17 protein-coding genes are annotated in these 24,517 nt (G+C 44.4%); 14 read left to right on the top strand and 3 right to left on the bottom strand.

All coding sequences use genetic code 11. The annotated features are described in order from the left end of the window. The first annotated feature begins 30 nt into the window (after nt 1–30). The 11 genes from HFV01_RS06380 to HFV01_RS06430 all read left to right on the top strand — a co-directional run bounded on the left by HFV01_RS06380 (nt 31) and on the right by HFV01_RS06430 (nt 15,689). Nucleotides 31–915, top strand: coding sequence for an ABC transporter permease (locus HFV01_RS06380; protein ID WP_006668410.1), 885 nt, complete (start codon nt 31–33; stop codon nt 913–915). A gap of 966 nt (nt 916–1,881) precedes the next feature. Continuing rightward, the gene (rpoD, locus tag HFV01_RS06385) at nt 1,882–3,045 is read left to right on the top strand and encodes an RNA polymerase sigma factor RpoD (protein ID WP_006668411.1); all 1,164 of its coding nucleotides are present in this window, start codon (nt 1,882–1,884) and stop codon (nt 3,043–3,045) included. 273 nt (nt 3,046–3,318) lie between these two features. Then, nucleotides 3,319–4,686, top strand: coding sequence for an NAD-dependent succinate-semialdehyde dehydrogenase (locus tag HFV01_RS06390; RefSeq protein ID WP_193520919.1), 1,368 nt, complete (start codon nt 3,319–3,321; stop codon nt 4,684–4,686). Nucleotides 4,687–4,847: 161 nt separating this feature from the next. Further along, complete coding sequence (locus tag HFV01_RS06395) at nt 4,848–6,485, top strand: acetolactate synthase large subunit (RefSeq protein WP_006624262.1); 1,638 nt, start codon at nt 4,848–4,850, stop codon at nt 6,483–6,485. A gap of 214 nt (nt 6,486–6,699) precedes the next feature. Then, nucleotides 6,700–7,590, top strand: coding sequence for a fumarylacetoacetate hydrolase family protein (locus HFV01_RS06400; protein ID WP_046321496.1), 891 nt, complete (start codon nt 6,700–6,702; stop codon nt 7,588–7,590). A 50-nt stretch (nt 7,591–7,640) separates the two neighbouring features. Next, nucleotides 7,641–8,765 (top strand): cobalt-precorrin-5B (C(1))-methyltransferase CbiD, encoded by a 1,125-nt coding sequence (gene cbiD / locus HFV01_RS06405; RefSeq protein ID WP_006624264.1) that lies wholly within the window; start codon nt 7,641–7,643, stop codon nt 8,763–8,765. A 111-nt stretch (nt 8,766–8,876) separates the two neighbouring features. Next, complete coding sequence (gene guaA, locus HFV01_RS06410; RefSeq protein ID WP_006624265.1) at nt 8,877–10,502, top strand: glutamine-hydrolyzing GMP synthase; 1,626 nt, start codon at nt 8,877–8,879, stop codon at nt 10,500–10,502. Between the two features lie 1,302 nt (nt 10,503–11,804). Then, nucleotides 11,805–12,149 carry a hypothetical protein gene (locus HFV01_RS06415; RefSeq protein WP_006624269.1) on the top strand — a complete coding sequence of 115 codons (345 nt, stop codon included), beginning with the start codon at nt 11,805–11,807 and terminating at the stop codon, nt 12,147–12,149. Between the two features lie 606 nt (nt 12,150–12,755). Next, nucleotides 12,756–14,126 carry a magnesium transporter gene (gene mgtE / locus HFV01_RS06420; RefSeq protein WP_006668413.1) on the top strand — a complete coding sequence of 457 codons (1,371 nt, stop codon included), beginning with the start codon at nt 12,756–12,758 and terminating at the stop codon, nt 14,124–14,126. 79 nt (nt 14,127–14,205) lie between these two features. After that, nucleotides 14,206–14,817 (top strand): DUF7219 family protein, encoded by a 612-nt coding sequence (locus HFV01_RS06425; RefSeq protein ID WP_006624272.1) that lies wholly within the window; start codon nt 14,206–14,208, stop codon nt 14,815–14,817. 164 nt (nt 14,818–14,981) lie between these two features. Next, the gene (locus HFV01_RS06430; protein ID WP_006624273.1) at nt 14,982–15,689 is read left to right on the top strand and encodes an MgtC/SapB family protein; all 708 of its coding nucleotides are present in this window, start codon (nt 14,982–14,984) and stop codon (nt 15,687–15,689) included. 86 nt (nt 15,690–15,775) lie between these two features. Here the strand turns inward: HFV01_RS06430 and treS are convergent, their stop codons facing one another. From treS to HFV01_RS06445, 3 genes are all read right to left on the bottom strand, one after another. Then, on the bottom strand, nt 15,776–19,096 hold the full coding sequence (gene treS / locus HFV01_RS06435; RefSeq protein WP_006624274.1) for a maltose alpha-D-glucosyltransferase: 3,321 nt from the start codon (nt 19,094–19,096) through the stop codon (nt 15,776–15,778). A gap of 43 nt (nt 19,097–19,139) precedes the next feature. Next, the gene (locus HFV01_RS06440; RefSeq protein WP_006624275.1) at nt 19,140–20,471 is read right to left on the bottom strand and encodes a dihydroorotase; all 1,332 of its coding nucleotides are present in this window, start codon (nt 20,469–20,471) and stop codon (nt 19,140–19,142) included. Nucleotides 20,472–20,543: 72 nt separating this feature from the next. Beyond that, nucleotides 20,544–21,281 carry an AsmA family protein gene (locus HFV01_RS06445; protein ID WP_006624276.1) on the bottom strand — a complete coding sequence of 246 codons (738 nt, stop codon included), beginning with the start codon at nt 21,279–21,281 and terminating at the stop codon, nt 20,544–20,546. A 153-nt stretch (nt 21,282–21,434) separates the two neighbouring features. Here HFV01_RS06445 and HFV01_RS06450 point away from each other — a divergent pair, with 153 nt between their 5' ends. From HFV01_RS06450 to HFV01_RS06460, 3 genes are all read left to right on the top strand, one after another. Further along, a complete protein-coding gene (locus HFV01_RS06450) occupies nt 21,435–22,730 on the top strand; it encodes a glutamate-5-semialdehyde dehydrogenase (protein ID WP_193520920.1) in 1,296 nt (431 codons plus the stop codon). 237 nt (nt 22,731–22,967) lie between these two features. Then, nucleotides 22,968–23,564: a COP23 domain-containing protein gene (locus tag HFV01_RS06455; protein WP_008052611.1), complete on the top strand. Its 597-nt coding sequence runs from the start codon at nt 22,968–22,970 to the stop codon at nt 23,562–23,564. Nucleotides 23,565–23,601: 37 nt separating this feature from the next. After that, nucleotides 23,602–24,489 carry a S1 family peptidase gene (locus HFV01_RS06460; RefSeq protein ID WP_046321503.1) on the top strand — a complete coding sequence of 296 codons (888 nt, stop codon included), beginning with the start codon at nt 23,602–23,604 and terminating at the stop codon, nt 24,487–24,489. Nucleotides 24,490–24,517 lie beyond the last annotated feature (28 nt).

Raw genomic sequence — 24,517 nt, forward strand, 5'->3', positions numbered from 1 at the left:
CCTTTCGGTATGTTAGCTGTTAACTGAACAATGACTTCCACTAAATCTCGATTGGCTCGATTTTGGACCCGCGCGGGTTCCCCTAGTGTTTCCAGTTGGATGATGACAATTGGTTTTGTGATCACAACTGTTTTTGTGGCGATCGCTATTTTCTCCCCAGTATTAGAAAGTTGGGGATGGATACAGAGTCCCACCGAATTTCTCGCCAACCCCATTCATCAACCCCCCGGACTCAAGCACTGGTTTGGAACCAATCGCCAGGGGTATGATATCTTTTCTCGTACCCTATTCGGCACTCAAGCAGCCTGGAAGGTGGTACTGTTAGCAACAGTATTAAGTTTATGTATCGGCGTTCCTCTGGGGCTTCTGAGTGGCTATCAGGGCGGGAAAATAGATCGTTGCTTGTTGTTTTTGATGGATACCATCTACACCTTACCGGGACTGCTGCTATCCATTACCTTAGCCTTTGTCGTTGGTCGTGGGGTGTTTAATGCAGCCTTAGCCCTTAGTATTGCCTATATCCCCCAGTATTATCGGGTAGTTCGTAACCATACCACCAGCGTCAAAACCGAATTATTTGTCGAAGCCGCCCAAGCCATGGGGGCTGATACTTGGACAGTGCTTTCTCGCTACCTGTTCTTAAATGTAATTCAGAGTGTCCCGGTTTTGTTAACTCTGAATGCAGCCGATGCGATCCTGATTTTAGGAGGATTAGGATTTTTAGGCTTAGGGCTACCACCAGAAACTCCTGAATGGGGCCATGATTTACGCCTAGCCTTAGAAGCGCTTCCCACTGGGATTTGGTGGAGTACATTGTTTCCCGGATTAGCCCTTACCATCATGGTAGTGGGGCTATCTTTGTTAGGAGAGGGAATTAGTGAGTGGATAAATCCTAAGACCCGAAATCAAAGTTAAACCCAGAAAATGATTAATAAATCAACAATTGACCACCAAATATTAAGAGATGACAGCAAAAACTTAATGTGATTTAACATTTTATGGGATTCCATTTTTTCAAATTTGAGCTACCTTAACAGAAAAGGCTGACGCAATCTGAGAACTCAATGATCACGTTTACCGTGGAAGTCTTTATTGAACTGGAGTTCTCCGATTCGTCTGGTTTCAGTTTTTTGAGCAGATCCCTTGGCTCAAGACCAAACCCAGCAACTTAGCCTCTATATGATGCAAGTTGGCATTAGTCCTGTGAAAGCGGGAAAACTGAGGATATCCTGTATTCGACAACCCAGTTGGCCGGTTTGAGAATACCCAGTCTTGAAAATTCTCTATTGAGGACAGACCAAGGGATTGAGACCTGAAGTAGCGCCAGCTATGGAATCACCGAGATGGTGCTGACCAGATATGTATTTCAATTCTGAATTAAACTCCTCGAAGTTTCTCCGCGAGGTTTGGGATGAAAATTAAAATAGGATTGCTCAATTAACCTAACCCCCATAGTCTCTTATATGGGCTAACATAGATTGGGAAAGCGATTCATAAATCACTTAATGAATTGTACCTACCATACTTATTGTGTTCCTTGACACGCTAGGGGTAGGGTAAGCCAGAATGAATCGATGGCAGTAGTAGTCAAACTCCCTTGGTCTCCAATGCTGTTGCTAATGGGACTGAGTTGGCTGTTGTAGTTCACCCGGTCAGGGCCGACCCTGGTCAATGAAACCTGAGATATTTTATCTATATGGTTTGAACAACTTTTGTCACCCCTAGCTGATTGGCTGTGTCGGAATTAAATCATCAATAGTTTATGATGATCAAGCCGATGTTACAGTCAGACCCAGTGGGTAATTGGCTAAACTGTCATAAGACAGATATATTCTGTCTCTCGTGATGGATTCTTGAATTGAGGAGCATGAGGAACGCGGCATGATCCAAATAAAAGACGGACTCGCAACCACCATTGAGCCTGAAATGGAAACAATTGAATTATCTGACCCGAAATCTGATCCAGATTTAGTTGAAAATTTGTTTGAACATGGAGAATCTCTCCAACAAGAATTAGAGGAGTCTCAATCTGAAACAGAACTAGCTAAGGCTGGGAGTGCCGGGAAATCTCGGCGACGTGCCCAGACAAAAAAAAAGCACTATACAGAAGATTCGATTCGACTGTATCTTCAGGAAATTGGTCGGATTCGCTTACTGCGAGCCGATGAGGAAATTGAACTGGCTCGTAAAATTGCCGATTTGCTGGAGTTGGAGCGAATACGAGAAAAGCTAATAGAGCATTATCATCGCGAACCTAACGAAAAGGAATGGGCAAATGCGGTTGATATGAGGCTACCAGAATTCCGCCGTCGCCTATTTCTGGGCAGACGAGCTAAGGATAAAATGGTTCAGTCTAACTTGAGGTTGGTGGTTTCCATTGCTAAAAAGTACATGAATCGGGGTTTGTCGTTTCAAGACTTAATTCAAGAGGGAAGCCTAGGGTTAATCCGGGCGGCGGAAAAATTCGATCACGAGAAAGGCTATAAGTTCAGTACCTATGCGACTTGGTGGATTCGTCAGGCTATTACTCGGGCGATCGCTGATCAGTCTCGGACGATAAGACTTCCAGTTCACCTGTATGAAACTATCTCTCGGATCAAAAAGACTACTAAACTCCTATCTCAGGAAATGGGTCGTAAACCGACGGAGGAAGAAATCGCTACCCGGATGGAAATGACCATCGAGAAGTTAAGATTTATTGCGAAATCCGCTCAACTACCTATTTCTCTGGAAACTCCCATTGGTAAAGAAGAAGATTCTCGCTTGGGAGACTTTATTGAGTCTGATGGAGAAACCCCAGAAGATCAGGTTTCTAAGAATTTGCTACGGGAAGACCTCGAAAGTGTATTAGATACTCTCAGCCCCAGGGAACGAGATGTTTTGCGACTACGCTATGGACTCGATGACGGACGGATGAAAACCCTAGAAGAAATAGGGCAGATATTCAACGTGACTCGGGAGCGCATTCGCCAGATAGAAGCTAAGGCTTTACGAAAGTTACGTCACCCCAACCGCAATAGTATTCTCAAAGAGTATATTCGCTAGGGGATACCTACAGCCTGAACCATAATTTGGTCTTATATCACCCAGAGAACAGCTTTCTGGGTGTTCTTTTAGTTTTGTAAGTAAGATGAAGAAAAATTAAATTTGTCGGGAATTAGAGCCGGATGTTTTCTCATAAATTTTAAGTTATTTAAATAAAGTTATAGATTTGTGTAAACAGTTGGCTGAAGGGGAAATTAATTGATAATAGATGGTTTTTCAGAGGTAGGATGATTAGATGTAAACATTTAATTTTATGAAAAACATCAATTTGTTATGGGAATCGCCACCATCAACCCAGCCACGGGAGAAGTGGTCAAAACCTTTGAATCCCTGACTGACTCGGAGATAGAAGCCTGTCTGGAATCAGCAGAGCAAGCCTTTACCCGTTACCGCTATCTGCCTTTTGACAAAAAAGCTGAATGGATGAACCGAGCGGCGGAGATTTTGGAGCGAGATGCACAGAGATTTGCTCAAATCATGACATTGGAGATGGGAAAACCTATCAAAGATGCGATCGCCGAAGCGAAAAAAAGCGCCTTGGTTTGTCGGTTTTATGGGGAAAACGCGCCTCAGTTTCTGGCTGATGTTCCGGCTGCCAGTGATGCGACTCGGAGTTTCGTGCGCTATCAACCCCTAGGAGCCATTTTAGCGGTCATGCCTTGGAATTTCCCATTTTGGCAGGTGTTCCGCTTTGCGGCTCCGGCTTTAATGGCGGGAAATGTGGGGTTGCTCAAACACGCCTCTAACGTGCCTCAATGTGCTTTAGCTATTGCCGAAATCTTCAAAGCGGCTGGGTTTCCCCCTGGAGTTTTCCAAACCCTCCTAGTGGGAGCAGACAAAGTAGCTCAAATTGTGGCTGACCCGCGCGTTAAAGCGGCCACCCTGACAGGAAGTGAACCGGCTGGAGCTAGTTTAGCTTCGGAAGCTGGTAAAAATCTCAAAAAAACAGTGCTAGAATTAGGAGGCAGCGATCCATTTATTGTGCTAGAAAGTGCCGATCTAGAAGCAGCAGTACAAACGGCGGTGACAGCTAGAATGCTGAATAACGGTCAGTCTTGTATTGCGGCCAAGCGGTTTATTCTTGCCGATCGCATCGCCGGAGAATTTGAAAAAAAACTGGTCGCCAAATTTAAGGCGTTGAAAGTGGGAGACCCAATGCTCCCAGATACAGAAGTAGGTCCCCTGGCTACGCCGGGAATTCTCAAGGATATTGACGAACAAGTGCAAACTTGCCTAGCAGCAGGAGCCAAAGCGCTCACTGGCGGTCATCGACTCTCTGAGCGTCCGGGAAACTTCTATGCGCCTACTATTTTAGCTTCCATCCCCCCCGGAACACCTGCTGATCAGGAGGAATTTTTTGGACCTGTGGCGCTCTTATTTAGGGTGAAAAGCCTAGATGAGGCGATCGCATTAGCGAATAGCACATCTTTTGGTCTGGGTGCAAGTGCATGGACTACAGACACTGCCGAACAGGATCGTTTAACTTTAGAACTAGAAGCCGGAGCCGTGTTTATTAACGGTTTGGTCAAATCCGATCCGCGCTTGCCCTTTGGTGGCATTAAACGCTCTGGCTACGGACGAGAGTTAAGCATCCAAGGCATTCATGAGTTTGTCAATGTGAAAACGGTCTGGATTAAATAACTCCGACTCCAAATTAGGGGTAAAAATTACCTGGTTAATTGTTGATATATGACATTTTTACTGGGGGATTTTGCGCCTATATTTGACCCTAAAAACTGCGGAAATTATGCGGATAATTATCCGGTTGTTTTAATCTATTTGTATGGTTGAAAAATTGCCCAATGAATACAGCCGAACTTTTGGTAAAATGCCTCGAAAATGAAGGGGTTAAATATGTCTTCGGACTACCGGGAGAAGAGAATATGGAAGTTCTCGAATCCCTGAAAGATTCTTCTATCCAATTTATCACCACCCGCCATGAACAAGGTGCTGCATTTATGGCAGATGTCTACGGACGTTTGACCGGAAAAGCAGGGGTTTGTTTGTCTACCTTGGGACCTGGTGCTACTAACCTAATGACAGGGGTCGCAGATGCTAACCTTGATGGCGCTCCCTTGGTGGCAATTACGGGTCAGGTGGGTACAGACAGAATGCACATTGAATCCCATCAATACCTGGATTTGGTGGCAATGTTTTCCCCTGTAACTAAGTGGAATGCTCAAATTGTCCGACCTAGCATTACCCCGGAAATTGTCCGTAAGGCTTTTAAATTAGCCCAAACGGAAAAACCCGGTGCGGTTCATATTGATTTACCGGAAAATATTGCTAGTATGGCTGTGGAAGGGCAGCCGCTAAATCGCGATCGCCGCGAAAAAATTTATTGTGCTTATCAAAGCATGAATGAAGCAGCCAGCGCTATCTCTAAAGCTGTTAATCCCCTTATCCTAGTAGGTAATGGAGCTTTGAGAGCTAATGCTAGTGAGGCGGTGACTGAATTTGCTACCCAACTAAATATTCCTGTAGCTAATACTTTTATGGGTAAGGGGGCGATTCCTTATACCCATCCTTTATCTCTGTGGACTACAGGACTTCAGTTGCGGGATTTCATTAGTTGCGCTTTTGATAAAGCTGATTTGGTGATTGCCATTGGCTATGATTTGATTGAATATTCCCCGAAAAAATGGAATCCTAAAGGCACAATTCCGATTATTCATGTGGGGGCTAATGCCGCGGAAATCGATAGCAGTTATATTCCTATTGCCGAAATTGTTGGGGATATTTCAGATTCTCTTCATGAGATTCTGCGTCGGTCTGACCGCACTGGTAAACCTGACCCCTATGGGGTAAAACTGCGCTCAGAGATTCGCCAAGATTATGAACGCTATGCTAATGATGATGGTTTCCCCATTAAACCTCAAAAAATTATCTATGATTTGCGGCAGGTGATGGGACCGGAAGATATCGTGATTTCTGATGTCGGGGCCCATAAAATGTGGATGGCAAGACATTACCACTGCGATCGCCCTAATACTTGTTTGATTTCCAATGGTTTTGCGGCTATGGGAATTGCTATTCCCGGGGCGATCGCCGCTAAATTTGTCAATCCTGAATTAAAAGTAGTGGCTGTTACTGGAGATGGCGGTTTTATGATGAACTGTCAGGAATTAGAAACCGCCCTGCGAGTTGGTACACCTTTTGTCACCCTGATTTTTAATGATGGTGGCTATGGTTTGATTGAATGGAAACAAGAAGACCAGTTTGGCTCGTCCTCGTTTATTAAATTCGGTAATCCTGATTTTGTCAAGTTTGCTGAAAGTATGGGATTGAAAGGATACCGGGTTCAGGCGGCGACTGATTTGGTTCCTATTCTTAAAGAAGCACTGGCTTCGGAAGTTCCTGTGGTGATTGATTGTCCCGTAGACTATCGGGAAAATGCCCGCTTTAGCCAACGGGCTGGCGGTTTGTGCTGTCCTATTTAACTATTGATTTGATTTCACCACCAACCCGCTGAGACTTTCTGATTTTCTCAGATTTGCATTTCTCAGACCCAGCGATCGCCTTTGGTCGCTGGGTACTCCCTTTCTGGGAGAGGGCTTGGGGGCGAGGGCTTATTTGTCGGTTGATTCAGGATTGCTATCAATAGCCTGATACAATTGTGGTCATGTAGGATGTGCAGTGGGTGAGATTCTAAGTATGAAGTTTGTAACCCTAAAAAATGGACAATTGGGGACTTTAGTTGCTCAGACTGTTGTGGACTTAGTTAAAGCTAGTCAGATTTTGGATGAGTCCTTAACTACTCAGACTTTATTAGAATTAGTAGAAGCTGGAGAAACTGCTATTCAGGCGGTTGGGGATTTGACCGAGATCGCTTTCGCGGCAAAAATTGCCTGTGCGCCGTTGACAGATACTCAAATTCTCGCGCCTTTTCCTCATCCTAAACGCAATATTTTTTGTTTGGGTAAAAACTATTTAGATCATGCTAAAGAAATGCTGGGTAGAGTTGACCAGGACGATAAACTACCCACCCAAATGATTATTTTTACTAAAGCTACCACTACGGCGATCGCTACCGGTGACATAATTCCTAGCTATAGCCATTTAACCTCGAAATTAGACTATGAGGCAGAATTGGCGATTATTATTGGTAAAAAAGGCAGTAATATTTTACCGGAAAATGCCTGGGATTATGTATTCGGTTATACGGCTTTAAATGATGTATCGGCTAGGGATTTGCAATCAGATCACCGCCAATGGTTTCGGGGAAAAAGCCTAGATGGTTTTGCGCCTATGGGTCCGGTAGTGGTGCATCGTTCGATTATGCCACCTCCGGCAAATATTGAGATTTGCTGTTGGGTGAATGGGGAAAAAAGACAACAAGCTAAGTTTGATCAAGTTATCTTTGATGTCCCCGCAATTATATCTACTCTGTCGGCGGGAATGACTCTATTACCAGGAGATATTATTGCGACAGGTACTCCGGCGGGGGTAGGTATGGGATTTAATCCCCCCCGTTTCCTAACTGCTGGAGATGAGGTAGTTGTGGAAGTGACAGGGGTAGGTAAATTGATTAATAAGGTAGGGTAAAATATGGGAGAAGATGATATATATAATTTACTCATATCTAGGTTTGACTTATGACTAAACCTCGTTCTGGATATACACTCCCGGTTTTTGCTTGTGCGGCGGCGATCGCAGCTTTGGAGCATCTCCAAGACCCGACCCCTAATGATAAAAATACGGTGAACGTGGATTTAATTGACCCACCAGAAACGGCGGAAATTGCGATCGAACAGGTGGCTCGTATTAGTGATCATGCCGCTTTAGGAATTACTCGTTCAGACCCAGGAGATAACTTAGATATTACTCGCCATACACCAGTTTGGGCAATAGTAGAAATAATAGGCCGTAATATTAACTCCCTAGAAACCCCCATTAAAATTGTCGGTGGTGAAGGGGTGGGAGTCCAGGAAAAAGGGGAACAGGCGGCGATTTATAAATATGCCAAATCCCTGATTTTAAGTAACCTGAAATCCCTGGTATCACTAGGCGATCGCATTCAAGTTACCATTATTTTACCAGAAGGCAAAAAACTAGCCAAACGCACATCTAACGAAGCCTTTGGAGTCATCCAAGGACTATCATTGCTGGGGACAACAGGTATATCCCAACCCCTCAGCGTCCCGGAACAGTTGGAAGTGTATCGGGAGACCCTGGAAGCCAAAGCTACCGACTTTCAGACCCTAGTATTTTGTATTGGTGAAAATGGATTCGACCTAGCCACCCATTTAGGTATTAAGCCCGAACAAATTGTCAAAACGGCTAACTGGTTGGGACCAATGCTAGTAACAGCAGGATTTGTGGAAGTTGAATCAATTTTACTATTTGGATATCACGGAAAGCTGATCAAAATGGCTGGGGGTATTTTCCACACCCATCACCACCTCGCAGACGGACGCTTAGAAATTTTAACCGCCCACTGTGCGGATATGGGATTACCAACCCCAGATCTACAGAAGGTTTTGCATTCTCCGACCACCGAAGATGCTTTATTGTACCTGCGGGAACTAAAAGGGGATTGGGTCGATCGCATATATGGTTCGATCGCCTCGGCTATTGATCATCGCGCCGCCGCCTATATCCACACCCACGCCGAAGTAAATGTCCAGGTGGGGTCAGTGTTATTTGATCGCCAACGTCAAATTATCTGCAAAAGTGCGATCGGTGATACAATTTGGCAGCAAATTTGTTATGCTGGTTAAGATAGTCTCTCAACAAATTATCAGCAAAATTCTCGCATTTTCACTCCTCCCGGTGCTACCAGAACCCACTAGCCCCATGACTCTATTAACATCTACAACCCTGAACTAAATATGACTGTGCAAACCTCAGCCCCAGAGCAAACTCGACCGACACCAATAGCCGAACCGGTTACCTCAGTTAATCGGGAAATGGTTGTCATCTTAGATTTCGGTTCCCAATACTCCGAACTGATCGCCCGTCGCATTCGGGAAACCGAAGTCTATTCCGAAGTCATTTCCTATCGCACCAGCGCCCAAAAATTAGCCGACCTGAACTTAAAAGGGATTATCTTATCCGGTGGACCTAGTTCGGTCTATGACGAAAAAGCCCCCCATTGTGACCCAGAAATTTGGAATCTGGGGGTTCCGGTGTTGGGTGTATGTTATGGAATGCAGTTAATGGTTCAACAACTGGGGGGAGGGGTAGAACGCGCTAAACTAGCCGAATATGGTAAGGCTTCCCTAACTATTGATGATCCGACCGATTTACTCACTAATGTAGAGCAAGGGTCTACCATGTGGATGAGTCATGGTGACTCCTGTACCAGACTACCAGAAGGGTTTGAGGTTCTCGCCCATACCGAGAATACACGCTGTGCAGCGATCGCTCACCATGAACGCCAACTCTATGGAGTTCAGTTTCACCCCGAAGTAGTTCACTCTATTGGTGGTCAAGCCTTAATCAGGAATTTCGTTTATCATATATGCGACTGTGAACCGACCTGGACGACAGAAACCTTTGTCGAAGAAGCTATCCGCGAGATTCGGGCTAGAGTAGGAGATAAACGGGTATTATTAGCCCTTTCTGGCGGCGTGGACTCCTCAACTCTGGCATTTTTACTCCATCAGGCGATCGGAGATCAACTTACCTGTATGTTTATTGACCAGGGGTTTATGCGGAAATATGAACCCGAAAAACTGGTAAAATTATTTGATGCTCGGTTTCATATCTCCGTTGAATACGTTAACGCCCGCGATCGCTTTCTGGAAAAACTCAAAGGAGTGACCGACCCCGAAGAAAAACGCAAACGCATTGGGGCGGAATTTATCCAGGTATTTGAAGAAGAATCAGCCCGTCTCGGACCCTTTGACTATCTCGCCCAGGGAACCCTTTATCCTGATGTCATTGAGTCAGCCGATACCAATGTTGACCCGAAAACTGGGGAAAGGGTAGCCGTGAAAATCAAAAGCCATCACAACGTTGGCGGTTTACCCAAGGACTTACGGTTCAAATTAGTTGAACCTCTCCGTAAACTGTTTAAAGATGAAGTTCGCAAAGTTGGGCGATCGATAGGTTTACCCGAAGAAATCGTCCGCCGCCACCCCTTCCCCGGTCCGGGTTTAGCCATTCGTATTCTGGGGGAAGTTACCGCCGAAAAACTGAATATTCTCCGTGATGCTGATTTTATCGTCCGTGATGAAATTCACAAATCCGGCGTTTATCATGATTTTTGGCAAGCCTTCGCCGTATTGCTTCCCGTCCGCAGTGTAGGAGTTATGGGAGATCAGCGTACTTACGCCTATCCCGTCGTGTTGCGATTTGTCTCTAGTGAAGATGGTATGACCGCCGACTGGTCGCGGGTTCCCTACGATTTACTCGAAACTATTTCTAACCGCATTGTCAATGAAGTGCGAGGGGTCAATCGGGTAGTTTACGATATCACATCTAAACCCCCAGGAACCATCGAATGGGAGTAGGATAATTAATAATTAATAATTAATAATTAATAATTAATAATTATTAGTTGTTCATCCTGTAGGGGCGGGTTCTGCTGTAAATCATCATTCCCACCGGGGTTTTGGTAAACCCGCCCCACTCCCGTCAATCATCACCCCACCCGGATAATTAATAATTAATAATTAATAATTAATAATTAATAATTATTAGTTGTTCATCCTGTAGGGGCGGGTTCTGCTGTAAATCATCATTCCCACGGGGGTTTTGGTAAACCCGCCCCACAGCGGTAAATCATCATTCCCACCCGGATAATTAATAATTAATAATTAATAATTAATAATTAATAATTATTAGTTGTTCATCCTGTAGGGGCGGGTTCTGCTGTAAATCATCATTCCCACCGGGGTTTTGGTAAACCCGCCCCACAGCGGTAAATCATCATTCCCACCCGGATAATTAATAATTAATAATTAATAATTAATAATTAATAATTATTAGTTGTTCATCCTGTAGGGGCGGGTTCTGCTGTAAATCATCATTCCCACCGGGGTTTTGGTAAACCCGCCCCACAGCGGTAAATCATCATTCCCACCCGGATAATTAATAATTAATAATTAATAATTAATAATTAATTATTATTAGTTGTTCATCCTGTAGGGGCGGGTTCTGCTGTAAATCATCATTCCCACGGGGGTTTTGGTAAACCCGCCCCACAGCGGTAAATCATCATTCCCACCCGGATAATTAATAATTAATAATTAATAATTAATAATTAATTATTATTAGTTGTTCATCCTGTAGGGGCGGGTTCTGCTGTAAATCATCATTCCCACGGGGGTTTTGGTAAACCCCACAGCGGATAATTAATCATTATTCCCACCCGGATAATTAATAATAATAATAATAATATAATTATAATTAATTATTATTCGGGTTCACTAGGGCGGGTTCTGCTGTAAATCATCATTCCCACGGGGGTTTTGGTAAACCCGCCCCACAGCGGTAAATCATCATTCCCACGGGGGTTTTGGTAAACCCGCCCCACAGCGGTAAATCATCATTCCCACGGGGGTTTTAGTAAACCCGCCCCACAGCGGTAAATCATCATTCCCACGGGGGTTTTGGTAAACCCGCCCCACAGCGGTAAATCATCACCCCACGGGGGTTTTGGTAAACCCGCCCCACAGCGGTAAATCATCACCCCCACCCGAATCATTATTAATTGTTAATTATTAATTGTTAATTATTAATTGTTAATTATTAATTGTTAATTATTAATTGTTAATTATTCATTGTTAATTATTCATTGTTACTGATGAAAAATGGACTATAAAACTGCCCGTAGTTTCTTAATTGACCAGGGTATGGCTTTGGAAATACAAAATAACCCCGATGCCTTTTTAATTCGTCTGAAAGAAGGTAAGCCCCCGGTCCCTGGTCAAGTGACATCGATTTTGTTAGCAATTAAACTGGTGTATGACTCCCTCAAAGAAACCGATAACTTCGATCGCCCCCTGGTGTTGGCTTTGTATCAATTAGCCATGGAAAGCCATCAGCAATTGATTCTCAAGTCTAAACAGGGTGTCGAATGGCCTCCCCTACTCCAAGAAGATCTTAATCGGATATCTCTGGGGGTGAAAAGTATTTTTTCCGGTCAATGGTATTGACAAAAACCAGATTGTATGCTTACAATGCTAAGGTGTATGGCAGAAGGCTGGTTTATGCCAGCTTGGATGCCACAAGTTTGCTTTAACTTTTTGAGGAAACTAAACCAATGGAGATTCCTGGTAGTAGTAGTTTTATAACTACACATCAAGAGTCCGATTCGTCTACAGAAGACCCTGACCCTGGCCCTAGGTGTGGCTGGCAGTTGATTGGTTTGATGAATTTGCCCCGATCGCTTTATTAGAGATTAGGGGGTTCATCTCCGGTCACTGCTGGGCATAGTGACTGGGAAGGAAGGAGGTAAACCCCCTAGACTATTACTGAATATTTCAATCAATTTCGAGTTGGTTTTTTCTGGTTATTGGAAGAAAAAGCCAGGCTGTTTTTGGATGTTTGATTATTGAATAAATAGTGCAGCCAGTGGACTGGTTGACAGGTTGGATCTTTGAGGATTTATTCAGCCTGAAACTGTGTTTGGTCTACTTTTGCCACTCCCAAAATGACCTTTTGTGAGTCGGTTTTTGCTGGCAAATATCCTCAAAAAATTAAGGCAATAAACATGGTTTGATGCTGCCAATTATCCGGTATTTCGTGAGTAGAGGTGAAAAATGCGTGGCAATGTTTTGAACGATTTACTACAACCTTTTGCATTAGAAGCGGCGAAAAAAGAGGCGAATAGTTTACCAGCTTCGGAATTGGTACAACTGCTGATGCAAATTGAACCCCATAAGCGAGTGATAGCGTTTCGATTACTAGAAAAAAACCGAGCGATCGCTGTTTTTGAATATTTACGCCCGGAAGAACAAGCCGATCTAATTCAAGATATGGAAAATCCCGAAGTAATGACGCTTCTGGAAGCACTTGATCCTGATGATCGTGTGCAGCTATTTGAGGAACTTCCGGCTAAAGTGACTAAGCGACTGATAGGGAAACTCAGTCCCCAAGCCAGGGAAACCGTTAACTTACTACTGGGATATCCCGAAAATAGTGCGGGAAGAATTATGAATCTGCGGTTTATTACAGTCCGCAGTAACATGACCGTTGCGGATGCCCTAAGCATTATCCGCCAATCGGAATTAGACCCGAATCAACTGGCGGTTGTGTTTATTATTGATGCCGAAAGATATTATCGCGGATTTGTTTCTACCGTTAACCTGATTAGATTCGACCCCCATCAAATTATTGGTGAATTAGCCGAGGGAGAAACCATTGCCGTCCGCGCCAGCGATCGCGATTTAAAAGCGGCTAAACTCCTGAAAAATAACGACCTTCCCGCCATTCCCGTAGTCGATAACGAAGGGCGATTAATTGGAGATATCACCTTTGATGATGTGATTGACTTAGTGGAAGAAGAAGCCACCGAGACAATTTTAGGCCAAGCCGGAGTCGGGAATTTATTAACCCGCGATCAAGGCTGGAGTGAAAAACTGGTGCGTGGTCCTTCCATATATGCCATTAGACTGCGGATAATTTTCTTAATTGTCACCCTGATTGGCGGTTTTTTAGTCGGTGGTGTGATCGAAAGGTTTGAAGATACCCTAGAGGCGATCGTGGCGGCTGCCGTATTTATTCCCCTAGTCATGGATATGGGAGGAAATGTCGGCACTCAATCAAGCACTATTTTCGCCCGTGGTTTAGCCTGGAGTCAAATTCACCCCAGCCAGTTTACTGCTTATCTATTCCGAGAAATTCGCATTGGCTTGATTATGGGGGTGATTTTAGGCACTGTGGCGGGAGTAGCCGCCTACTTCTGGCAAGGATTACCTAACGATATCCCCCAACTCGGTTTAGCCGTCGGAATTGCCCTAGCTTGTGTAATTACTCTGGGAGCAATTTTAGGGGCAATGTTACCGATGATTATGCTAAGACTAGGCTTTGATCACGGTCCTGGTGCCGATCCATTTATCACCACAATTAAAGACTTTTCCGGTCTGTGGATTTATTTTTCCCTAGTGGGGTTACTGGTTGGCGTTAGTTAACTGCCATTAAACCCAGTATCTGAGTCACGGAATCACCCTAAGCTGGCAAAAAGATTGTAACAACTAAGGAGATAAGAACATGATGATGAGTCAAGCTATCACTTCCCGCCCCAGTGTTATTTCTACCCTCAAACAAATTTGTTTGCGGAAACAGGAAATTGCACAAATTTACAAAGCTATGGCAAAACGGGAATCTTCGGCATCCCGTCGGGAGACTTTACGCAAAATGGCGAGTTCCTCCGAGCAATCTATTTTATCTCCAGCTTGCACATTGAACCAGTTAGGGGAATCAGTACCTAGTCTCAAATATTCATGGTGGCAGCGGTCATGGCATCAATTAATTGCCCAAGTTAATCTTCCCTTGATTTTGCATTTGATTCAGAAGTTAGAGGCACAGGATAACTATTATTTGAATCAAATTTTGGCTGAATATGGACAAAAAACTACTGCTGCTATCAATGATCGGAGCGAAGATCGGCTGGTTTTGCAACAAATGTTATCTCCCCATTGTCGCTATCGCGGACAACTGACTTCAGAACATCTGCGTTTTAACCAAGTTTTTCAGGATTTTTCTAATCAAGTGGCGATCGCCTGTGCTTTAGAAACCAGTGGTAAAATCTCACCCGGACAAGCAATGGAGCGTCTGGAACAGTTGTGGGAGGAGTTGCAAGACTCCCAACCCGAATCATAACCGCTCCCGAATAGGGCAATATGGGGAGGTTGAACCCCTCCCCATCACTTATTTTTCCGGTGAGTGCTGCCGAAAATATCCTAAAATCAGCAGTCAGTAGGTTCTTGGCATAGTTTAACTCAACTGTGTACAGAGTCCATCGAACCACAATCGGAAGGTGATACATGGAGTGGACAGAAACATTGCTGAGACTGACTGTGGCATTTTTGTTAGGCTCGGCTTTGGGAATTGAACGTCAGTGGCGACAGCGCATGGCTGGGTTACGGACTAATACATTGGTAGCCACGGGAGCGTCTATGTTTGTTATTCTTTCCGTGATGACTCCCGGAGAGGGTAGCCCTACCCGCATTGCGGCTCAAGTTGTGTCTGGAATTGGTTTTCTGGCTGGGGGTGTAATTTTAAAAGAAGGCCTCACGGTTAAGGGGTTGAATACGGCGGCGACTATTTGGTGCGCTGCGGCAATTGGGACTTTATCGGGGGCTGGTTTTTTTTCCGAAGCATTTATGGGAGCCGGTGCGGTTTTGATTGCTAACACGGTTTTGCGCCCCTTGAGTCTTCGCATTAACCAGCAACCTACAGAAGGGACTGAATTGGAATTTAATTATCTCTGTTCCCTGGTTTGTCGGGGTAATGAGGAAGCTAATGTCAGGATTTTGTTACTGGATGCTCTGGGTCAAATGAAGAAAATTAAGCTGCGTTCTTTGCGGAGTCAAGATTTGGATGACTTTAATCATTTGGTTGAGGTTGAAGCTGAAATGATAGCCCAGAATCGTGATGATAATTTGTTGGAGCAAATAATTAGCCGATTAAGTTTAGATCCTTCGATTAAATCTGTGAGTTGGCGGATTCTTGAGCAAGACTATGATGAATAATTAATGGTTGATTATCAATTATTCATGACCCGGTAGAGGCGGGTTACACTGTCAATGCTCCGCCTCCCCATCGATTCGATAAACCTTTAGACCACAACCTCTAAGAGTTGCTGTAAGGGAATATCAATTAGTTGTTGATTGCGATTATAGTGGAAGTCTAAACTTTGGATAATTCGCTCTAGGAGGTAGCTGTCCAGCAATACCTGTAATTCCTGCTTGGTCTTGGGTAAAAATCCATCCTCTTTAGCTACTTCTAAATAACTGCCCAAAAATTTAGCACCTACCCAATTATACCAGATTTTCGCCCATTGTTCCATTTCGGGTACGTTTTCGGGTCGAATCATGCCATTTTCTACCTCGTTGAGTAAAGCCACACGAGTGGCATAATTGAGGGATTGTAACATGGCGGCGACATCCCGCAAAGGCGATCGCTTCATCCGCCTTTCATTTAAAGTGCGGTAGGTTTCTCCCTCAAAGTCAATCACCCAAAAATCTTTACCTGTATAGAGGATTTCATCTAAGGAATAGTCCCCATGACAACGGGTTCGCATTCCGGTAATTTTGAGGTTCAGTAGGGATTGAAAACGCCCTAAAATATACTCATGTTTACTCAGAACTTTTTTGGCTAAATCGCGGGTTTCCGGTTTCATAGAACCCAGTCCTTTTCTCAGCTTTAGCATTACCTGTCCGGTCAGGTTTCGGGAATATTGATAAATCGATCGCTGATACAAAGATGAAAATGGTTCTGGGGTAAAATTCGGATCGTCGGTATCGCTGGATAAGGCAATATGTAACTCGGCTGTGCGTTGACCTAGTAGTTGAATATTACTCAGATATGATCCGATCGCGATCCCTACTTCTTCGGGAATTTCCTCATTTTTTAAGGTTAGCAGAGATTCTGAGGGAACCTCCACCGGAGTTTCCGTGGTTGGTAAAGTTATGCGATCGAAAAAGTCTCGGAGATTATCTAAAGTATAATTCCAAGCCTTAACACCATCGGGAATATATACCTGCAAAACTCCTAAAGTTGTAGACTCTCCGCGACGGGGTTGATATTTTAACCCTCCCATTACTGGCGCAATGTGTTCTAATTGTTGTTTCTGTCCCAAAAAACTGCGAATTTCTAATTCGGGATTAATACCCGGTTCGACTCGGCGGAAGAATTTGAAAATTAGGCGATCGCCATAAACAACTAAGGCATTTTTATCCGTTTTTCCCATTAGCTGAGGGTTGAGTTTCTCTTGACTCATATCTACCCCCGCCAGCGCCTCCGTAGTCGTGGCCGTTAAAGTGCCATGTTTACCCTTATACTGTTGGCGGTTCCGAATCATATCTAAGGGGAGAGTTAAGAAGTCTTGATCAGCACTTGCTTCAAATAAAATTCCCTCCTGATCATCGATTTTTACTGAAGCCAGTACCGCACTAGGAAAGTTAGCACTAACTTCTTTTGATTGTTCACCAATAGCACAAGATAACAGCACTACATAGGTTTCGGCAAACCCTTCCGTATAGTCTACATTTAGCATGACAATAGCTGCTTCCTGTTTCGGAAAAGGAATCGGAATAAAATCAGCAATTGTCACCGACTGCATAACCCTAGATTTACTAATAAACCACGAGGATCGATGCAGATATTCCGGGAATAAAGACTCTAAACGTTCGCGGGTATCCGACTGAGAAAATATTTGATGCCAACTTTTAGCCACTTCTAAAGCTGGCAGTTGGTGGCGGGGACGTGGTAGCAGGCTGGTGGCTGGATCAAACTGAAGCATAAACCAGTAAAATCCATAGGGTGCGATACTCAGAAAATAGCTAGATTCACCAATTTTGGGGAACTGATTTCGCCCGAAAATTTCCACGGGAACCATTCCCTGGAATGGGGTTAAATCTAATTCTACACTCTGCACAAATCGCGACAGGTTTGCCACTACTAAAATATGTTCCCCAGAGTAGGTGCGGACAAATGCTAATACTTTCCTGTTTTCGGGATGTAACAGTTCAAAAGTTCCACGTCCAAAGGCTTGAAAACGTTTCCGCATCGCAATTAAACGTTTCATCCATGACAGCAGGGAATTAGGATTAGCGCTTTGCGCTTCCACGTTGATGGCTTCGTAGTGATATTCAGAGTCTAAAATAACTGGTTGATACAGTTTCTGAGGGTTGGCACGACTAAAGCCAGCGTTACGGTCAGGACTCCACTGCATGGGGGTGCGAACTCCATTGCGATCGCCTATATATATATTATCCCCCATACCAATTTCATCACCATAGTACAGCACGGGAGTTCCTGGTAAGGAAAGCAGCAGACTATTCATTAGTTCAATTTGGCGGCGATCGTTCCCCAGTAGTGGCGCGAGACGGCGACGAATGCCTAAATTTAGTCGCGCTTGGGTATCTTCTGCATAGACCCGATACATATAATCTCGGTCCTCGTCTGTCACCATTTCTAAGGTTAACTCGTCATGGTTACGCAGAAATAATGCCCACTGACAATTATTAGGAATAGAGGGAGTTTGGTTGAGAATATCCACAATGGGGAAACTATCTTCCATTCGTAATGCCATAAACAAACGAGGCATTAACGGGAAGTGAAAATTCATCTGACATTCATCACCTTCCCCATAGTAAGCGGCGGCATCTTCCGGCCATTGATTGGCTTCCGCTAATAGCATCCGATCCTCATATTTGCTATCAATATAAGCCCGTAATCTTTTCAAAAAGGCATGGGTTTCTGGCAGGTTTTCGCAGTTGGTTCCTTCCCTCACACACAGATAGGGGACTGCATCTAAGCGCATCCCATCTACTCCCATTCCTAACCAAAAATCCGCGAGTTCTAACACGGCTTGCTGCAATTCGGGACTCTCATAATTTAAGTCCGGTTGATGGGAGTAAAAACGATGCCAATAATAGGCTTTTGCTACCGGGTCCCACGCCCAATTAGAGGTCTCAAAATCCTGGAAAATAATCCTAACTTCTGGGTATTTGTCGGGGGTATCACTCCATACATAAAATTCCCGTTCTTTACTGCCTTTGGGGAGTCTCCTCGCCCGCTGAAACCACGGGTGCTGGTCGGAAGTGTGGTTAACTACTAACTCGATGATTACCCTAATTCCCCTTTCATGGGCGGCATCCAGAAAGGTTTTAAAATCATCTAAATTACCATAGATATAATTAACATCTCGGTAATCGGAAATATCATAACCATCATCTCGCAAGGGAGAGGGGAAAAATGGTAAAATCCAGATGGCAGTGATGCCGAGTTCTTCCAGATAATCTAATTTTTCCGTGAGTCCAGCAAAGTCGCCAATACCATCGCCATTACTATCACAATAGGCGCGGACTGGCACTTCGTAAATAATCGCATCTTTGAACCAAAGCGGATCATTATTGAGTTTTGATTGTGCCATAGGTTGAATTTCTGTTCGTCAATATTTGCTGATGTTTAGGGGTTTAATGATGGTCAAATGTCAAGGCTTTCCCTCTTACTTCTAAGTTAAGTTTGCCATGGTCATACACTACTTGACCTCCGACAATAGTAACCACTGGCCACCCGGTTAGCTGCCAACCCTCAAAGGGACTCCAGCCACACTTGGTTTGCAATTCTGAGGCTAAAACTGGGCGATAATTGTTTAAATCAACTAACACTAAGTCAGCATCATAACCAGGGGCGATCGCTCCTTTATTCGGGATATTATAACCTTTTGCTACGGCTGTTGACATCCAGTTAGATACCTGGGCAACACTACAACGTCCGACGGCGATCGCCTGAGTTAGCATCACTGGTAAGGATGTCTCAACTCCCGGCATTCCTGAAGGGCTATTGGGATATGGTTTGGCTTTTTCTTCTAGGGTGTGGGGGGCGTGATCTGTAGCAATAAAGTCGATGACTCCATCCAACAACGCTCGCCAGAGAACTTCATTATTTTCAGGCGATCGCAAAGGCGGATTCATTTGAGCTTTGGTGCCAATTTTACCATAATCGGTGATATTTAGCACCAAATGTTGGGGGGTAACTTCTGCTGTTACCCAGGCGGGTTTATCCTGTCGCAGCAATTCGGCTTCTATACCTGTAGATAGATGCAAAATGTGCAATCTTCGTTGATACTTTTTAGACAGCTTCAGAGCCAGTTGGGTGGCTTCTAGGGCGGCTTGTTCATCCTGGATCTGGGAGTGAATGGCTGGATCTGTTTGTCCCGCAAATTCCTCGCGCCGACGATTAATCCGGTCCTGGTTTTCCGCGTGTACCGCAATTAGGCGATCGCCTTTAGCAAAAATCGGTTCTAAAATTTCTTCGTGATCGACCAATAAAGGTCCGTGCATTGACCCCATAAAAATTTTAATCCCAGGACTCGGGTTAGCCTCTAATAAATCCGGTAAATTCTCAGGAGTCGCCCCCATAAAAAAGCCATAATTTACCAAACACTTTTGGGCAGCCCTTTCTAGTTTATCCGCCAACGCTTCCTTTGTGCTAGTTAAAGGGCGAGTATTCGGCATCTCCAAAAACGACGTAACGCCACCTTTAGCGCAGGCGCGACTGGCTGTTGATAAATCTTCTTTATATTCTAGTCCCGGTTCCCGAAAATGAACCTGGGGGTCAATTACTCCCGGTAACAGAGTTAACCCCTCTGCATTTAGGTCCATTTCTGACTCTCCGGCGGCGGGAAGTTCTGAACTAATTTCCAGAATTTTACCCCCCCCCAGTTTAACATCTCCTAAGCTGAAATTGCCATCCGGTAGCAGAATATTCGCGCCACGGATATAGATGATTTGGGTAGTAGACATGACTGATTTGTGACCGTGTAGTTTAGATAACCACTACCATTTTACCATCAACTGGCTACAACTTATCATCATTTAGCTCGGATTAGTTTCCGGGGCGATCGCTTCTTGTAAAATCTCCGGGATTTTTTCCCCACCATCTCTAATAATACTCTCGAATATATCTTGTACAACTTGCCGAATCAAGTCGCTGGTCAAAATTTCTTCAAAGTCCTCTGATGACACATTAGTTAGACGCAGGTTAGGGAGTTGAAAATCGAGAGAACTGGCAAATCCCAAAGGTGCTAAAGTCACATTAACTTTAGTATTCTGAACATCGATAACATCAAAGTTAATTTTTAGCTTAGTTTTCGAGGTTTCCTCTGTGGTTTCAGTCCGTGTCTGCGGTTCCGAAGGTTGGGTGGATTTCAGATTATTGATAATTGCCAGGATATTGTTGTTTAGTAGTCTCTGTTCGATGTTGACATCAATATAGTTAATCGCGAAATTATTGATTTCCACCACATCAGTTAACAGGCTTCTCGGAGTCACATCAATATCCACCTGATGAATCTTGAGAACATGGGGAGTGCTAAAATTATCAGGATTGTTGATGGTCAGATTATTAATCCGCAAATCACCCCGCAATTTATCCAAACTCAAAGATTGAATTTCGGTCGGTACTCCTAGGGTAGAACTCACTGTATTTTCTAGGTAGTTTTGCAATTGGCTATCTACCCTTGATAAAGTCACATTGGCGATCGCAGCTAGGACAATCAGCACCCCGCCCACAATCCCAGCAATAGTTAACCAATTTTTCCGTTTTTTAGTCATGGTTTCACTCCAGATTTAGCCCGTGATTTGGATATATTATAGACCAGAAAATTTCACAGTTGATAGGTTCCCCGTCAATTGTTTGCTATAATTATTATAGCTGTCTACTGTCCACTACTACTGCTTAACTATATTTTACATAAATTGCTGACCATGACTATTTCTCCGTTGCTAATTGAAACCGCCCAAAAAACCCAAGCAGCAGCCCGCCAATTGGCTGTTTTATCTACAGATGCCAAAAATCAGGCGATCGCATCCATAGCCCAAGCCCTAGAAAATGCCGCCCCAGACATTCTCGCCGCCAACCAGATGGACTGTCAGCAAGCCCAAGCTGATGGTATTGCGAAACCTCTTTATAACCGCTTAAAACTCGATGAAGCCAAGTTAAAAGGCGCGATTTCCGGCTTGCGAGATGTCGAAAAATTAGCCGACCCAGTAGGCGCAATTCAAATTAATCGGGAACTAGACCAAGGCTTAAACTTGCGCCGGATAACCTGTCCTTTAGGAGTCTTAGGAGTAGTCTTCGAGGCGCGACCAGATGCCGTTATTCAAATTTCCGCCTTAGCCGTCAAGTCGGGAAATGGCGTAATCTTAAAAGGTGGCAAAGAGGCGATTAATTCCTGTCGAGAACTCGTCAAAGCCATCCGCCAGGGACTAGCCACAACAGCAGTCAATCCCGAAGTCGTACAGTTATTAACTACTCGCTCCGAAATTATTGAGTTATTGCAGTTAGATAAATATGTCGATTTAATTATCCCCAGGGGCTCCAATTCTTTTGTACAATTCGTCCAGGAAAATACCCGGATTCCCGTTTTAGGTCATGCGGATGGTATTTGTCATCTATATATAGACCGGGAGGCAGATATATCCAAAGCCCTACCCATAGTCATTGACTCAAAAATCCAATATCCAGCCGCTTGTAATGCCCTAGAAACCCTGTTAGTGCATCAGCAAATAGCCCCGCAATTTTTACCCAAACTAGCCGCAGAACTCCAACAAAAAGGAGTAGAATTAAGGGGGGATAGTCACAGCCAAAAAATCGTCAATATTGCCCCAGCCACAGACGCAGACTGGCAGACAGAATATACTGATTTAATTCTCTCAATTAAAGTAGTCGAAAATTTAGAAGCCGCCATTTCTCATATTAATACCTACGGTTCAGGGCATACAGATGGCATCATTACCGAAGACCAAGAAGCCGCCCAAACCTTTATGGCAATTGTAGATTCAGCCGGAGTATTTCATAACTGTTCCACCCGTTTTGCTGATGGTTTTCGCTATGGTTTTGGGGCGGAAGTTGGTATCAGTACCCACAAAATGCCCCCCAGAGGTCCCGTAGGTTTAGAAGGATTAGTGACCTATAAATATCAATTAATTGGGGATGGTCATATCGTCGCCACTTACGCCGGAAATAATCCTAAACCATTTACCCATAGAAACTTACTTTAATAACAGCCTAGCCATTTCCACCTAGAAAGGCGGGAGCAATTATTCAGGTTGATCATCTCACCCCCAACATTGCTTAACCCGCCTAACTGATTATGGTTAACTAGATTACACCAAGTTACTAGAATTATTATTTAGCATAAATTTTCCTAAAATTCCCAAAACATAATCATTTCTTAATAGTTGACGATCGCCCCCAAACCGTCCATAATATAAGGTAAGGTCTCAAGGGCTTATAAAATGCAAAAAAATCCAACTGTGCAACTAGCAACTGTAGCAGCCATTGCCTTGGGAGGTTTCGCCGTATTTCAGCCGCCTGATGTCGCCCAAGCGCAAGCAACATCCTTTTACTGCGACATGAACTCCCCCATAGGCTATCCCACCGTCTATGCTCGCACACCCGCCGGAAATAAACCCATAGTTAGCTTATATTCTGAATATTTCAGCGCCTCTGGCTATTCCCCAGAACGCCGCTGTCAGGAAATCGCCCAAAGGTTTACCAACTTTTCCCATACTGGACAACTGAGATATCTAACCGCCGGATATGTCAACAATTTACCAGTAATTTGCGTAGTTTCCGATCATGGAATGCCCTGCGCTAGTAACACCATATTATTTACCATGAAAGCGGACGACCCCGAACCCGCCGAAAGTAAACTTCAGCGACTGTTCAACATCCGCCGAGGAGCCAGTGATATCCTATTTGAAAGCGAAGATGATGCAGGTGTCTACATCAACTTTGATCAATTTTTAGGGGGAGTTCCCGCCGAAAGTTCTACCCCCGCACCCATGACACCATCAGACCCCCCCAGTTCTCAACCGGGGACAGCGTGGTGAGCCTTCAAATATCTACCAAGTATCTCAAGTATCTAAGGTGCAGCAACCACTCAAATTTTTAGCGAGAGCGATCGCCATTAGTTTTCCCCTGTTAGGATTAAGCTGTCAAGCACAAGTGCTGACAGAAGAAGAAAGCAGACAATTTCAGCGGGAACCAACCCTAGCCGCCAACACCAGTCCACCAATTCCCTCAACAGCCGCACTGCACCAAAAAGCTAGACAGATTACTGTCCGCGTTTATTCAGGAAGGATGTGGGGAACCGGGGTAATTATTGACCATCAGGGTGGCATTTATACAGTGGTCACCAATGATCATGTTTTGCTACCAGGGGGAGGGCAAAATTATCGAGTCCAGACCTACGATAACCGCATCCATGCTGCCGAAATAGTTAACTCTATATCTTGGTTTCACAATGATTTAGGGATTGTGCAATTTCGCAGTGTAGATCACTCCTATAATGTAGCAGCGATCGCCTCCACCCCAGTAGACCTAGGAGAAACGGTAATCGCGGCTGGATTTCCCTTAGAACCCGACCCATCAGCCCCCCAAGGGTTTGTGATTACAGAAGGTGAAGTCTCCCTTTGGATGCCACAGCCATTTATCGGAGGTTATCAGGTAGGATACACCAACGACATTTTTTCAGGAATGAGTGGCGGACCCCTATTAAATCGCCGAGGGGAACTGGTGGCTATTAATGGAATGCACAAATATCCACTGTGGGGAAATGCTTATGAATTTGTAGACGGTTCATCCCCGGACCCCGCCCTAGCAGCAAAACTGGTTGAGTACAGTTGGGCGGTTCCCATTCACACCGTGTTACAACTCGCCCCCAATTTCACATCAGCAAACACCATCAACCCCAAACCCTCACCCCCCGTTGAACCCGTTGAACCGGTATCCTCACCCTCGCAATGGTTTTGGTAAACCAGAACAAATATCAGGTTAGGAACAA

The sequence above is a fragment of the Limnospira fusiformis SAG 85.79 genome, assembly GCF_012516315.1.
Taxonomy (GTDB): domain Bacteria; phylum Cyanobacteriota; class Cyanobacteriia; order Cyanobacteriales; family Microcoleaceae; genus Limnospira; species Limnospira fusiformis.

Excerpts from the sequence above, each read along its gene's own strand:
- HFV01_RS06430 (WP_006624273.1), top strand. The coding sequence starts at position 14,982 with ATGGAGTGGACAGAAACATTGCTGAGACTGACTGTGGCATTTTTGTTA.
- rpoD (WP_006668411.1), top strand. The coding sequence starts at position 1,882 with ATGATCCAAATAAAAGACGGACTCGCAACCACCATTGAGCCTGAAATG.
- HFV01_RS06440 (WP_006624275.1), bottom strand. The coding sequence starts at position 20,471 with ATGTCTACTACCCAAATCATCTATATCCGTGGCGCGAATATTCTGCTA.
- HFV01_RS06445 (WP_006624276.1), bottom strand. The coding sequence starts at position 21,281 with ATGACTAAAAAACGGAAAAATTGGTTAACTATTGCTGGGATTGTGGGC.
- HFV01_RS06395 (WP_006624262.1), top strand. The coding sequence starts at position 4,848 with ATGAATACAGCCGAACTTTTGGTAAAATGCCTCGAAAATGAAGGGGTT.
- mgtE (WP_006668413.1), top strand. The coding sequence starts at position 12,756 with ATGCGTGGCAATGTTTTGAACGATTTACTACAACCTTTTGCATTAGAA.
- HFV01_RS06380 (WP_006668410.1), top strand. The coding sequence starts at position 31 with ATGACTTCCACTAAATCTCGATTGGCTCGATTTTGGACCCGCGCGGGT.
- HFV01_RS06390 (WP_193520919.1), top strand. The coding sequence starts at position 3,319 with ATGGGAATCGCCACCATCAACCCAGCCACGGGAGAAGTGGTCAAAACC.
- cbiD (WP_006624264.1), top strand. The coding sequence starts at position 7,641 with ATGACTAAACCTCGTTCTGGATATACACTCCCGGTTTTTGCTTGTGCG.
- HFV01_RS06455 (WP_008052611.1), top strand. The coding sequence starts at position 22,968 with ATGCAAAAAAATCCAACTGTGCAACTAGCAACTGTAGCAGCCATTGCC.
- treS (WP_006624274.1), bottom strand. The coding sequence starts at position 19,096 with ATGGCACAATCAAAACTCAATAATGATCCGCTTTGGTTCAAAGATGCG.
- HFV01_RS06425 (WP_006624272.1), top strand. The coding sequence starts at position 14,206 with ATGATGATGAGTCAAGCTATCACTTCCCGCCCCAGTGTTATTTCTACC.
- HFV01_RS06450 (WP_193520920.1), top strand. The coding sequence starts at position 21,435 with ATGACTATTTCTCCGTTGCTAATTGAAACCGCCCAAAAAACCCAAGCA.
- HFV01_RS06415 (WP_006624269.1), top strand. The coding sequence starts at position 11,805 with ATGGACTATAAAACTGCCCGTAGTTTCTTAATTGACCAGGGTATGGCT.
- guaA (WP_006624265.1), top strand. The coding sequence starts at position 8,877 with ATGACTGTGCAAACCTCAGCCCCAGAGCAAACTCGACCGACACCAATA.
- HFV01_RS06400 (WP_046321496.1), top strand. The coding sequence starts at position 6,700 with ATGAAGTTTGTAACCCTAAAAAATGGACAATTGGGGACTTTAGTTGCT.